The 14065-nt window shown below is 61.7% G+C and carries 5 protein-coding genes and 1 pseudogene; 2 read left to right on the top strand and 4 right to left on the bottom strand.

Annotated elements, in window-relative coordinates:
* Positions 1–20: 20 nt before the first annotated feature.
* The 4 genes and pseudogenes from DTQ13_RS06590 to DTQ13_RS06605 form a co-directional block, all read right to left on the bottom strand.
* Positions 21–209, bottom strand: a pseudogene (locus tag DTQ13_RS06590) (chloride channel protein); the annotation flags it as partial.
* A 5-nt stretch (positions 210–214) separates the two neighbouring features.
* On the bottom strand, positions 215–1570 hold the full coding sequence (locus DTQ13_RS06595) for a chloride channel protein (protein WP_052349166.1): 1356 nt from the start codon (positions 1568–1570) through the stop codon (positions 215–217).
* Between the two features lie 170 nt (positions 1571–1740).
* On the bottom strand, positions 1741–2691 hold the full coding sequence (locus DTQ13_RS06600) for a cation diffusion facilitator family transporter (protein ID WP_052349165.1): 951 nt from the start codon (positions 2689–2691) through the stop codon (positions 1741–1743).
* Entirely contained in the window at positions 2672–3760 is a 1089-nt protein-coding gene (locus tag DTQ13_RS06605; RefSeq protein WP_248460382.1) for a cation diffusion facilitator family transporter, read from the bottom strand. The genes DTQ13_RS06600 and DTQ13_RS06605 overlap by 20 nt, the downstream gene beginning before the upstream one ends.
* Positions 3761–3954: 194 nt before the next feature.
* Between DTQ13_RS06605 and DTQ13_RS06610 the strand changes: the two genes are divergently transcribed.
* Positions 3955–5571, top strand: coding sequence for an NAD(P)/FAD-dependent oxidoreductase (locus DTQ13_RS06610; RefSeq protein ID WP_248461237.1), 1617 nt, complete (start codon positions 3955–3957; stop codon positions 5569–5571).
* Between the two features lie 250 nt (positions 5572–5821).
* Positions 5822–13996, top strand: a complete 8175-nt coding sequence (locus DTQ13_RS06615; RefSeq protein ID WP_248460383.1) for an autotransporter-associated beta strand repeat-containing protein — start codon at positions 5822–5824, stop codon at positions 13994–13996.
* The last annotated feature ends 69 nt before the right edge of the window (positions 13997–14065 follow it).

Below are 14065 nucleotides of genomic sequence, written 5' to 3' on the forward strand. Positions count from 1 at the left end.
CGGCAGACCATCTTTTTTTCTCAGTCCTTGGACTGTTTGTTCTCTTCGTGTTTCTTCTGGAGATACCCCTCCTGCCGGGCCATGAACTGGTCGGCCAGACGCCCGTAGAGGGAGTGGGGGCAGACCATGCGTGAGACACCAAAGGCCAGAAAAGCCGTGGCCAGCAGGGCCAGGGTGATCTGCTGGTTGTCGCACATTTCCATCACGATTTTTCTCAGTCCTTGGACTGTTTGTTCTCTTCGTGTTTCTTCTGGAGATACCCCTCCTGCCGGGCCATGAACTGGTCGGCCAGACGCCCGTAGAGGGAGTGGGGGCAGACCATGCGTGAGACACCAAAGGCCAGAAAAGCCGTGGCCAGCAGGGCCAGGGTGATCTGCTGGTTGTCGCACATTTCCATCACGATGACGGTGGCCGTCAGCGGGGACTGCACCACACCGGAGAAATAGCCGACCATGCCCAGCAGCACGACGGCTCCGGGGGCTGTGTGGGGTAGGAAGCGGGCAACCCAGCCCCCCACCGAGGCTCCTATGGAGAGGGACGGCGCAAACAGCCCGCCCGGTATGCCGGAGCAGTAGGAGATGATGGTGGCGGCATATTTCATCAGGAAATAGGACATGTGGGCATGGCGGGAGCCAGCCACCAGATGATGGGCCTGCACATAGCCCGTGCCGAACGTGTCACCGTGGCTGGCAAAGCCCAGCATGGCGAGGATGACCCCGCACAGGGCTGTGAACAGGATGGGCCGGTTCTTCTGGATGGACCCGATGAAGCCGGGCAGACCCTTGCCGACCCGGATGAGAATGGTGGAGAAGAGCCCCCCGCCCAGCCCGCCGAGAATGCCGCAGGCCAGCACGGCAATCCAGGCCGTTCCGACGGGAACATCCACCGAGGCATGGCCGAAATAGGTATAGTTTCCGCCCGTCAGGACAATGGCTGTTACACCGGCGAGGACGACGCCCGTCAGCATCACGCCGGATGTCCGCTGCTGGAAGGAACTGGCCAGTTCTTCGATGGCGAAGACAATGCCAGCCAGCGGCGTGTTGAAGGCGGCGGCCACACCGGCAGCCCCGCCTGCCAGGATGACACCCCGACGGGTCGAGACGTTGGCATGGCCCAAGAAGCGGGAATAGGCGTTCATGATGGCCGCCCCGACCTGCACCGTGGGGCCTTCCCGCCCGATGGAGGCCCCGCAGAGCAGGCCGAGTGTGGTCATGCACACCTTTCCGACGGCAATGCGCAGGGCAAGGATGCGGTTGACGAGGGAGAAGTCCTCAATATGTAGCGTGGCGATGGTCTGCGGGATGCCGGACCCCTGCGCCCCGGGGAAGAAGCGTTTTGTCAGCCACATGGAGAGGGCGAGCCCGCTGGGAATGACAGCGAACATGACATAGGGATTCCAGTGCTGGAGGCCCATGCAGAGGGAGCTGGCATAGTCAGCCGCCCGGGCGAACAGCCACGCCGCAATGCCGACCGTGATGGCCCCGGCCCAGAAGATGAAGGTCCGTCGCCACTGCGAGGTGCGCATCCGGGCCGAACGGCGGAAATGCGTGATGCGGTTGCGCCGCCTCATGGCGTGGGGTGAACCGGGGGCAGGAGCGGGGGCGCTTTGGGAAGAATCGGACACGTCTGGGGTGGATCCGCCACAGGGCTGGGGGTGAAGAGGTCATGCCCTGTTTCGGACGGAGCCTTCCCTGCGGTCAAGGGGGGCCATGGTTTTGCATGGCAGATGTGACATGACGGTTACATGACGAGCACACCGCTGGCCCCGGGCTTGTGGCGTTTGGCGAGGTCCTCCGGCTCCACATGGATATGGATGGAGGAGCGGCCCAGCACGGCCCGGATGGCATTTTCGATCCGGTCGCAGATGTCGTGGGCGTCCGTGATGCGCATCTCATCCGGCACGATGAGGTGGAACTCCACGAAATAGAGGGACCCCACCCGCCTCATGCGGAGGTCGTGGGCCTCCAGTGCTCCCTGGCCTGCCTGCGTGATGGTCTGGCCGACCTCATGGACCAGTTCCGGCGGTGGAGCCTCGTCCAGCAGGCCGGTCATGGAATGGCGCATCATGCCGAAGCCGGTCCAGAGGACATTCAGGGCCACGAGGGCGGAGAGCAGCGGGTCCAGCCAGAGCCAGTGCAGCAGGGGGATGAGGCAGACACCGACCAGCAGGGCCAGGCTGGCCCAGACATCGGAGAGAACATGATCCCCGGCCGAACTAAGGGCCTGTGAGTGATGTGTCCGGCCCATCCGTCGCAGGATGAGGGCCCAGATGAGGTTGATGACCCCGGCAGAGGCATTGAGGAGCGCCCCCGGCAGGGGAGCTTCCGGGGCCTGTATGTGCAGGGCATCGTGCCCGGCAATGGCCAGGATGACCAGGGCCGTCAGCACCACCAGAACCCCCTCGATGACGGCCCAGACATATTCCGCCTTGCCGTGCCCGTAAGGGTGGTTGTCATCTGCCGGGCGGGCGGCAAAGGCCACGGCCCAGAGCGTGCCGACGGAGGCCAGAACGTTGAGGATGGTTTCGATGGCATCGGACAGCAGGGCACCGGAGCCGGAGACGGCCCATGCCGCATATTTGATGCCCAGCACCACGAGGCTGACGAGGATGGAAAGACGGGCCACCCGCAGGCGGAGTGGCGTGGTCGTGTTCTCCCTTGGCACGGCGCTTTCAGGCGTGGTGGTGGTCATGGGGGCAGTCCGTCTCTTTCGGGGCGGTGTGGGGGGTGTTGCAGCCGGGTGTGGCGCAGCCGGCTCCTTCGGGCGGTTCCACCTGGAAGGTGGGATGGCCTATGGCGAATTCCTCCCGCAGCAGGATGGTCGCCCGGGCCAGAAGGTCGGCCGTCCGGCTCTGGGCTTCCAGAATGGTGCAGTCTTCCGGCACGGGGTGGAGGACCAGATGGACCGTCAGAGCCGTCTCGGTCGTGCTGATGGGCCAGATGTGAAGGTGATGCAGGTCGGCAATGCCGGGCAGGCTCCGCAGGGAGTCTTCCACGGCACGGGGAGTGATGGTCTGCGGCACGCCATCAAGGGCCAGGCCGAGTGCATGGGTCAGCAGGGACCATGTCCCCCAGATGATGAGTCCCGACACGATGAGGCTGGCCAGAGGGTCGATGCAGGAGAAGCCGGTCAGCGTGATGAGGACACCGGCAATGACCACGCCCAGGGCCATGAGGGCATCGGAGGCCATGTGCAGGAAGGCCCCCCGCATGTTCAGGTCATGATGGGCGCCCCGCATGAGCAGCAGGGCCGTCCCGCCATTGATGAGGATGCCGATGCCCGCCACGATGCTGATGGTCTGTCCCTGCACGGTTTCGGGATGGATGAGGTGCCAGATGGCCTGCCAGATGATGCCCCCGGTGACGAGCAGGAGGATGGTGGCGTTGAGCAGGGCCGTCAGGATGGTGGCGCGTTTCAGCCCGTAGGTGAAGCGTTCGCTGGGGGTGCGGCGGGCGAGTATCTGGGCCCCCCATGCGGCAAGCAGGCTCAGCACGTCCGAGAGATTGTGCCCCGCATCGGCCAGCAGGGAGAGGGAGTGGGCGGCGAAGCCCCATCCGGCTTCCCCGACGAGATAGAGCGTGTTGAGGATGATGGCGATGAGGAACGTGCCACCAAAGGAGGCCGGAGCGTGGACATGCCCGTGCCCGCCATGATGATGGTGTCCATGCCCATGCCCATGCCCGTCGTGGTGATCATGGTCGTGGTGGGAGCAGGCTGTGCCTTCTGCCGGCTCGTGTGGAGGATGGGGCGTGGTCGTCATGGAGGAACCCTGATAGGCACGAAGATGTATGAGGGGATGCAGTATAAGTTAGACCTATCCAGCTTTCACCATTTTTCTTGTCCTGTTTCACATGGAGCAGGGCAGGGACCGGGACCGGTGGCCTGTCTGCCCTCCCTGCTTGCCAGTGCCCCGGTGCTGGCTTTAAAGGAACGGGCATGACAGCCTTTTCCCCCATGCTCCGCCTCAGCAATCTTGCCCTCCCTCTCGACCACACGCCGGAAGACCTCCGGGCCGCCATCGTGGCCCGTCTGGCCGTAAGGCCGGAGGAGCTGCTGGCCTATCATGTCTTCCGCCGGGGGCATGATGCCCGACGGCGGGGGAACATCCAGCTCGTCTATACGCTGGACTGTGAGTTGCGGGAGCTGGATGCCGTGCTGGCCCGTTTCAGCGGGGACCAGCATGTCCGTCCGACGCCGGACATGCGCTGGATTCCGCCCGTTCTGCCCTCTCACGCCGCCGGGCGGGCGCAGAGGCCCGTCGTGATCGGGGCGGGGCCCTGTGGCCTGATGGCAGCTCTCGTGCTGGCCCAGGCGGGGCTGAAGCCGATCATCATAGAGCGTGGCCGGGCCGTGAGGGACCGTACGGTCGATACGTTCGCCCTCTGGCGGAAATCCCGTTTCACGGCAGAAAGCAACGTGCAGTTCGGTGAAGGGGGAGCCGGAACATTCTCCGATGGCAAACTCTATTCCGGCGTGTCGGATCCCCGCCATCTGGGGCGCAAGGTGCTGGAGGAGTTCGTGAAGGCCGGTGCGCCGGAGGAAATCCTGACCCTCTCCAAGCCGCATATCGGGACGTTCCGGCTCGTGACGGTCGTGCAGTCCCTGCGGGCGCAGATCGAGGAGCTGGGAGGGGAATACCGTTTCGAGACCCGGCTGGAGGGCATCGAGACGGCACCCTGTGAGGGTGGTGGCCGACAGGTGACGGGGCTGCGTCTCTCCACCGGGGAAGTGCTGCCTGCTGACCGGGTGATTCTGGCGGTCGGTCATTCTGCCCGGGACACGTTCGCCATGCTGCATGAGGAAGGTGTGCCGATGCAGGCCAAGCCTTTCTCCATCGGAGTGCGGATCGAGCATCCGCAGGCGGTGATCGACGTGGCCCGGTTTGGCCCGCAGGCGGGGCATCCGCTGCTTGGTGCGGCCGATTACAAGCTGGTGCATCATGCCAGCACGGGGCGGGGTGTCTATTCCTTCTGCATGTGTCCCGGTGGGCAGGTCGTGGCGGCAACCTCGGAGAAGGATCAGGTCGTCACGAACGGGATGAGCCAGTATTCCCGGGCCGAGCGGAACGCCAATAGCGGCATCGTGGTGGAGGTCCGCCCCGGTGTCGATTTCCCGGATGAGCCGCTGGCGGGGATCGCCTTCCAGCGTCAGTGGGAGAAGGCGGCCTTCGTGGCAGGTGGCGGGGATTATCGTGCTCCGGCGCAGCGTGTGGGGGACTTCCTTGCAGGGCGGGCCTCCACCTCTCTGGGCACGGTCGTGCCCTCTTACCAGCCCGGTGTGACGCCGACTGACCTTTCCCGTTGTCTGCCGGATTTCGTGGTGGCCTCCATCCGGGAAGCCCTGCCCCGGTTCGAGTGCAGGATCAAGGGTTACAGCATGGATGATGCCGTGATGACCGGTGTCGAGACACGGACATCCTCGCCCTTGCGGATTGACCGTGACGCCACGGGCCAGAGTCCAGCTCTGCGGGGGCTTTTCCCTGCTGGTGAGGGAGCTGGCTATGCTGGGGGAATCCTCTCCGCCGGGATTGACGGCATCCGTGTGGCGGAGTGGCTGGTGGCCTCCCTGTGATGGGAGGCCAGATGGGAGTTCTGCGGGCTCCCTCATGAATATTGGAAATCATTTATTAATGAAACATATCATTATCACCTAACACAGCAGAGCATATTAACATAAAATTAAAAGAAGTAATTTGTTAGTCAAGTTTCTGCCAAAGTTATGTGATAATTAGACCCCAATCATCGGATACCGGTCTCCATAGTGGGCGGAGGTATACGCAGCACCTCCAGTTGCAACAGTGTGGATATTAAAGGATAAGCCGGTGTTGATTACTGGGCAGAGCGGGCAGGCCCCGCTGCGGTATCTGGCGAGCCACAAGGCAGGGTATCGCCGTTTTGGTTACATGTTGGCTCTGCTCAGCGGAGTATCCTTGGTCGCTGGGGTGGGCAGTGTGGCCCGTGCCGATGATGGTGCGTCTGTTTCTTCCGGAGACATGACGAACACTCAGACGCGCAACCTTCCCCAGGGAACGGAGGTCAAGGGGGACCTGTACCAGAAGGATGGTCAGCTCGGTCTGGATGGTACAAGCGTGGCTGGTACCCTGCATCTGGATGGGGGCACGGCCATTTTCGGGCATAACGGGGCGAGCCATGGTGGTACGCTGGTGCAGTCCCTGGCAGGCAGTGCAGATGCCGTGCTCGACAAGGCGGGTGACAACACCAGTTTAGTCATGACACCGTCCCCCGATCCGTCCGCCCCTTATCAGGGGGAGCTGGCGATCGCCCAGGGTAAAGGGGAGACGTATGGCGGGTCCCTCAAGGGAACGGGTGTCCTGAGTCTGCTGTCTGGCACACAGGTGCTGACAGGCCAGAACCAGATCGACGGCACTGTGGACATCCGCAATGGTACGCTGATCCTGCGGGACAAAGGGTCCTTGTCCACGGCAAAAGGTAGTCCAATAGGTCCGCTGAGTGTTGGTCTGGCACGGGGGAATGAGGGTCATCTGGTGCTGGAAGGTCCGGACGCCAGGATACAGCGGAAGTCCGTCTTCATCGGTAACGGCGACCCGACTTATGGTGGTGGGTCTGGCCCGATCGGGAAGAGTGATGCCACACTGACGGACGGAGCGCAGATCAACAACCGTACCAACGAGGGTGCGTATGTTGCCGTTGGCATTTACCAGAATGGTGAGCTGAACGTCGAGAATGGTTCCCGTGTTGAGGCTGATGAATTTTATGCCGCAGCTTCACCGTCTCTGACTGGCACAGTGAATGTGACGGGCAGAGGCTCTGCCGTGGAAGCTACCAATGCCCACATCGGTAACGAGGGGACCGGTGTTGTGAATATCAGCGACGGTGCCAGCTTCCGCGCTGATGAAGCAAGGTTTGGCGAGGATGGCGGCAACGGGAGCCTCGTTGTCGGTGTCGATGGTACGATGCAGAACGGCAACACGATCATCGGTGCTGGTGGCAAGGGGACCGTGACGGTTGATGGCGGGCGCTTCCAGAATGACAGGACGATCCGCTTCGGTGTGCCGGGGACCGGCGCAGCCTCCGATGGCACGCTGAATGTGCTGGATCATGGTGTGCTGGTAGCTGGTGATGATGGCTCTTCTCCTGCCATTGCCGCAGAGGACGGAGCCAAGGCTGCCATCAATCTTGATGCCGCCACGATACGGAACATCCAGGGGCGTGATTTCACCAGCACGGTTGCTGCCAATCTGACTGGTATGAACGAGTTCAATGTCCAGGACAGCAACACCATGTCATGGAAAGGCGGCCTGACGGGGGATGGTGGGGTCGACAAGACCGGCACGGGGACCCTGGGTCTTTCGGGTAATCTTGCCTACAAGGGCATGACGAACGTGGAAGCCGGTACCCTGTCCGTGACGGATGCGACGCTGTCGGGTCAGGTCATCAACCAGACCAACGGCACGTATGTGCAGAAGGGTGGTGAGCTGGACGGGACACTGGCCAATATCGGTACGGCGTCTGTTGATCATACCAACGTCAAGGGCGTGGTCACGAACAACAGCAGCTTTACGGCTACGGACAGCACGCTGGCCAATCTTGTCAATCTTGGTGGCAATGCGACCCTGAGGAACACGCTTGTTCATGAAGTGACCAGCACCGAAAAAAGCATGCTGGACTTCAAGGATACGGTTGTTGATGGGCGGTTTGCGAATACCGGCAAGGTTCTGGCTGTCCATTCCAAGGTTCCGGGCCTCCCGTCCGCTGCGGACTCGGAGAGCAATTCGGACGTTCTGGCAGGCCGCAGTGGGGATTCCGGAGCAACGATCACCAACCGGATGGGGGATGAGGATGACCTCACCAACCGGGCGGGTTCCGTGCCCAGGAAGGGCAACTTCACCAATGGTGGCGATGCAGAGTTCTATGACAGTGAGCTGGCGACGTTCACCAACACGGGGACATTCCTTCTGGCGCAGAAGAGTGTCGTCAATGGTGATATCCTTCAGAATGACGGCAAGCTGACCCTTGATGATTCTCAGGTCAACGGCGTGCTTTTTGCCAGGGGCGGCACGTTTGACATTACCAGCGGTGGCGCCAGTGTAGAATCGCTTGCCGGTCGTGCGAATGGTCAGCTGGAAGGCACGCTGAACCTGACCAAGGCAGCTGACACCTATGCAGGCAACATCTCCGGCAATGGCGGGCTGACCATCTCCGGGGGACGTGAGACCCTGGCAGGCAACAACACCTACACGGGTGAGACCGATGTCACGCAGAATGGTGGCCTGACCCTGAAAGGGAGCCTTGCCAGTGCGCTGAACAATGCCGGAACGACAGACATCACTGGCGGACGTGTTGCTGGTACGACCACGAACAGTGGAACACTGACCGCCAGCAAGGCGACACTGGCTGATGTCACCAACGAATCCGGCGGGACCTTCAGTGCAGCGGGCGGGCAGCTGGACTCTGTCGTGAACAATGGCAACATGACGCTGGATCAGGGTGTCATTGTCCATGGGAGCATTGCCCAGCACGCAGGCGACCTGATGCTGGATGGTTCCAAAACAAAGGGCGTGCTGGCAGCTCATGGTGGCCAGTTCACCGTCGGTAATAACGGCTTCACCGCCGGATCTCTTGAAGGGAGCGGCAATGCCCAGTTGGAAGGCACGCTGAACCTGACCAATGCCAGCAGTACCTATGCCGGTAGCATGGGTGGCAATGGCGGGCTGACGGTTTCTGGTGGGCACGAAGTCCTGACAGGCAATAACAGCTATTCTGGCAACACTCTCGTGCAGACGGGCGGGCAGCTCGATGTGAACGGTGACAACAGCGCCGCCAAGGGTCTGACATCCGTTACCGATGGCGCCACGCTGCGCGGTACGGGGACGATCGGTGGCGATGTGAATATCGGCTCTGGCGGGACACTGGCCGCCGGGACGGCTGAGGCGCCGTCCACACTGACCGTCAACGGGAGCCTGAATCTGGCCGATGGGTCCCGTCAGGTTTTCCGTCTGGGGCAGGCTGATACGGAAGGTGGCGCCTACAACGACTTCATCAACGTCAAGGGGAACCTGGCGCTTGGTGGCACGCTGTCCATCCAGCCGGTTGATGCTGGTCCGGATGTGAATAATTCTTCGCTGATGGCCGGTCTGTACCGCCTGTACAGCTACGGTGGTGTGCTTTCTGGAACCCAGCAGTCGGTTGACGTGGCCTCCAAGCCTCTTCCAGAGGGGATGGTTGTCCAGACATCCATCGACCATCAGGTCAACCTGGCGGTCAATACAGGTGGACTCAATTACTGGGATGGTGGCAGCAGCGCCCACCGCTCCGATGATGGAAGGGGCAATGGCCGCGTTGACGGTGGGGATGGTGTCTGGACGGCAGCAAGACCGCAGGGCACACCCAGCTGGGCTACAGCCGACGGCTCTGCCAACGGCCAGTGGCAGAATGGCAACATGGCCATTTTTGCAGCCTCTGCCGGTACGGTCCATGTCAATGACAAGGCCGAGGATGGCACGCAGGCTCCGGTCATCTTCTCCGGTGCCCAGTTTGCCAACCTTGATGGCAAGAATTACCTCGTGACAGGCGACAACCTGTATGCCTCCACCGGCAAGACGGTCATCCGTGTGGGTGACGGGACGTCTTCTGGCAAGGACATCACGGCAGAGATCGCTTCTGTCATTGATGGCAGCAAGGTTGATGGCGGCACAGGGCTGGAAAAGACGGACCTTGGTACGCTCATCCTCAGCTCCGACAATGACTTTGCAAAGCCGACCCATGTTGAGGCTGGCACGCTCCAGCTCGGCAATGGTGGGACGACAGGGTCTGTCGGCCAGCAGGACATTGTCAATGACGGGACTCTGGCTGTGGATCACAGCAATGATGTCACGTTGGGTCAGACGATCTCCGGTACCGGCTCCTTCGTCCAGAAAGGGCAGGGCACGACAACGCTCAGCGGGGCGAACAGCTACACGGGGGATACGGATGTCCAGAACGGTCGTCTGAACCTGACAGGGTCCCTTGCTGGCAATCTGAACAACGCTGCAGCGACTGACGTCAATGGTGGCAAGGTTGCAGGGACCACGACCAACACTGGTACCCTGACGGCACAGAACGCCACGCTGGCTGATGTCGCCAACCAGGCTGGTACGGCCTCTCTGGCAGACAGCACGGCTGGTCACGTGACCAACGCTGACGGGGCGACCTTCAAGGCGACGGGTGGCACTCTGGCCTCTGCGGACAACAGCGGCAACATGACACTGGGTGCAGGCAACCATGTCACGGGTGATGTCACCAACAGCAGGGGTGACCTGACCCTTGACGGGAACCAGATTGCCGGGACGACGGCCAACCATGGTCAGCTGACGGCACAGAACGCCACGCTGGCTGATGTTGCCAACCAGGCTGGTACGGCCTCTCTGGCAGACAGCACGGCTGGTCACGTGACCAATGCTGACGGGGCGACCTTCAAGGCGACGGGTGGCACTCTGGCCTCTGCGGACAACAGCGGCAACATGACACTGGGTGCAGGCAACCATGTCACGGGTGATGTCACCAACAGCAGGGGTGACCTGACCCTTGACGGGAACCAGATTGCCGGGACGACGGCCAACCATGGTCAGCTGACGGCACAGAACGCCACGCTGGCTGATGTTGCCAACCAGGCTGGTACGGCCTCTCTGGCAGACAGCACGGCTGGTCACGTGACCAATGCTGACGGGGCGACCTTCAAGGCGACGGGTGGCACTCTGGCCTCTGCGGACAACAGCGGCAGCATGACGCTGGGTGCAGGCAACCATGTCACGGGTGATGTCACCAACAGCAGGGGTGACCTGACCCTTGACGGGAACCAGATTGCCGGGACGACGGCCAACCATGGTCAGCTGACGGCACAGAACGCCACGCTGGCTGATGTTGCCAACCAGGCTGGTACGGCCTCTCTGGCAGACAGCACGGCTGGTCACGTGACCAATGCTGACGGGGCGACCTTCAAGGCGACGGGTGGCACTCTGGCCTCTGCGGACAACAGCGGCAGCATGACGCTGGGTGCAGGCAACCATGTCACGGGTGATGTCACCAACAGCAGGGGTGACCTGACCCTTGACGGGAACCAGATTGCCGGGACGACGGCCAACCATGGTCAGTTGGCGGCACAGAACGCCACGCTGGCCGATGTTGCCAACCAGGCTGGTACGGCCTCTCTGGCGGACAGCACGGCTGGTCACGTGACCAACGCTGACGGGGCGACCTTCAAGGCGACGGGTGGCACTCTGGCCTCTGCGGACAACAGCGGCAGCATGACACTGGGTGCAGGCAACCATGTCACGGGTGATGTCACCAACAGCAGGGGTGACCTGACCCTTGACGGGAACCAGATTGCCGGGACCACGACCAACACTGGTACCCTGACGGCACAGAACGCCACGCTGGCCGATGTTGCCAACCAGGCTGGTACGGCCTCTCTGGCGGACAGCACGGCTGGTCACGTGACCAACGCTGACGGGGCGACCTTCAAGGCGACGGGTGGCACTCTGGCCTCTGCGGACAACAGCGGCAGCATGACACTGGGTGCAGGCAACCATGTCACGGGTGATGTCACCAACAGCAGGGGTGACCTGACCCTTGACGGGAACCAGATTGCCGGGACGCTGGCGGCCAATGGCGGATCTTTCAGCGTCACGGATCATGGTTCTGATGCCGGCTCCCTTGCCGGGTCTGGAAATGGTGTTCTCAATGGCACCCTGACTCTGACCAATGCCAAGGATACCTATGCCGGGTCCCTGTCCGGCAATGGCGGGCTGACACTTTCCGGTGGTCATGAGACGTTGACAGACCAGTCCCATCTTGGGGGGCCTGTCTCCGTGGCTGGTGGTACGCTGGCTCTGGCCGGGGCGAAGGCTCAGCTGACGACAGACAGTAGTGTGAAGATTGGTGCAGGCAAGGCGGGTGACGTCAGCCTCTCTGATGGTGCAGCTCTCCACAGCCATGGCCCGGTCGTGTTTGCCAAAGCGGAGACAGCTCCGGCTGATGGCACCGACGCCAGACTCGATGTGCTGAGTGGCAGCAGGCTGAGTGCTGGTGATATTGATGGCAAGCCCGGCCTGGTGGCCGAAGAGGGTGCCAAGGCCCAGCTGACGCTGGATGGCGGTACGCTCCAGAACATCAAGGGTTCTGATCTGACCAGCAACGTGAATACGGCCATCGGCTCCAAGGGGGCAGTGTTCGACGTGCAGGATGAGAACCGGATGACACTGGGCAATAATGTCGTCCTGACGGATGATGGCAGTGCCGGTGATCATGCCCTGACCAAGACGGGCACTGGGGTGCTCACGTTTGCTGGTGATGGTTCCAGCTTCAATGGTCCGACGGACATCCAGTCCGGAGACATGATTGTTGATGGCAACATGGGCCATTCTGCCATGACCGTGCAGCATGGTGCCGTTCTGGCCGGTAATGGCTCCGTGGGCAGCACGGTCGTGTCCAGCGGTGGTATGCTGGGAGCTGGCAACGAGACAGATGCGGGTGCCCTGCATGTCATGGGTGATCTGACCATGGCCAAGGGCTCGGTCCTGTCCATCCGCGGGAGCAATGAGGCGACCGGGCGTCAGCTGGTCGCACCGGACGGCTTCTCCTACAGCGAGCTGAAGTCTGACCAGGTTCTGGTCTCAGGCAAGGCGGACCTCCAGGGGGGTACGCTGGCTCTGAAGGTGAAGGACCCGACGGCCCTGAAATATGGTCAGGCCTACCATGTGCTGACGGCCAATGGTGGCGTGAATGGTCATTATGATGACCTGGAGACCAATATCGGTCAGGATTACGCCTATCTTGATCCTCGTCTTGTCTATCAGGGCAATGATGTGGATGTGATGCTGCGTCGTTCCATCCATGGTTTCGAGTATGTGGGCCAGACCCGCAACGAGATCGCTGCCGGGGAAGGGCTGAACCATATCTCCGAAAACAGTGATCTGGCCAAGGCCATGACGGTCCTGACAAAAGACCAGGCCCGTCATGCGCTGAACAACCTGTCTGGTGAGCTTCACGCCTCCATCCGTACAGGGTTGATCCAGGACAGCTTCTATATCCGCAATGCAGCCCTGAACCGTCTGGCTGCGGCCGACTGTGACTATGGTCACAATGGCCAGAGCTTCTATGACCTGAAGACACGCAGGAAGGATGGCGCCTGCTATTCCGATCATGCGGTCCTGTGGGGGCAGGCCTATGGTGGCATGGGCTTCAACAGTGGGGACGGCAATGCTGCCCTCATGCACCATAACACCGCAGGCTTTGTCATCGGGGCGGATGGGCCAATCAACCATAGCAACTGGCGTGTTGGCGGGCTGATCTCTTACGGTCATTCCCAGTTCAACGTTCAGCGTGGTCGTTCCTCCTCGGCCAACAGCAACAATATCAGCATTGGTGCCTATGCCGGGACGCACTGGGGTCGCCTGAATCTCCGCTTCGGGGCCATCTATAGCTGGAACGTCATCAATACCCATCGTCATGTTGCCGTGGGTGATTATGGTGGGCGTCTCAGCAGCAGCTATCTGGGTGGTACGGCCCAGGGCTTCGGGGAGCTGGGTTACAAGTTCCGTGGGGAACGCAGCATGTTCGAGCCGTTCATGAACGTGGCTTATGTGAACATGCAGAGCGACAGCTATCGTGAGCATGGCAACGAGGCTGCCCTGCACAGCCACGGGACGGATACGGGTGTGACCTTCTCGAGCTTCGGCTTCCGCACGGCAACGACTGTAGGCATTGGCAAGGCGGTCTTCATGCCGCACCTGTCCGCTGCATACCGTCATGCCTTTGGTCGGACGGGCTCCCGCCAGCGTGAGACCTTCGCCATGGGTAGTGGTGCCGGTGACATGGATGTGGCCGGTGTGCTGCTTTCCAGAAATGCGGCCGTCGTGCAGGCTGGTGTGACCGCCCGGGTGAGCGAGCGTGTTGACCTGGACCTGTCCTATATCGGGCAGTATGGCAACCAGTCCACCGAGAGTGGTGGGACAGGGTCCGTCAAGGTCCGCTTCTGAGAGGCGGACCGGGGGACATCTCCTGCTGGAAGGAACGGGGTGGGGCGCAGGCTCCACCCCGTTTTTTCA

Origin of the sequence: Parasaccharibacter sp. TMW 2.1888, from assembly GCF_023167265.1 — a bacterium.
GTDB classification, from domain to species: domain Bacteria; phylum Pseudomonadota; class Alphaproteobacteria; order Acetobacterales; family Acetobacteraceae; genus Bombella; species Bombella apis.

What these genes read in the sequence shown, in the direction of transcription:
- DTQ13_RS06595 (WP_052349166.1), bottom strand. Translation starts at nt 1,570, where the DNA reads ATGAGGCGGCGCAACCGCATCACGCATTTCCGCCGTTCGGCCCGGATG.
- DTQ13_RS06605 (WP_248460382.1), bottom strand. Translation starts at nt 3,760, where the DNA reads ATGACGACCACGCCCCATCCTCCACACGAGCCGGCAGAAGGCACAGCC.
- DTQ13_RS06610 (WP_248461237.1), top strand. Translation starts at nt 3,955, where the DNA reads ATGCTCCGCCTCAGCAATCTTGCCCTCCCTCTCGACCACACGCCGGAA.
- DTQ13_RS06600 (WP_052349165.1), bottom strand. Translation starts at nt 2,691, where the DNA reads ATGACCACCACCACGCCTGAAAGCGCCGTGCCAAGGGAGAACACGACC.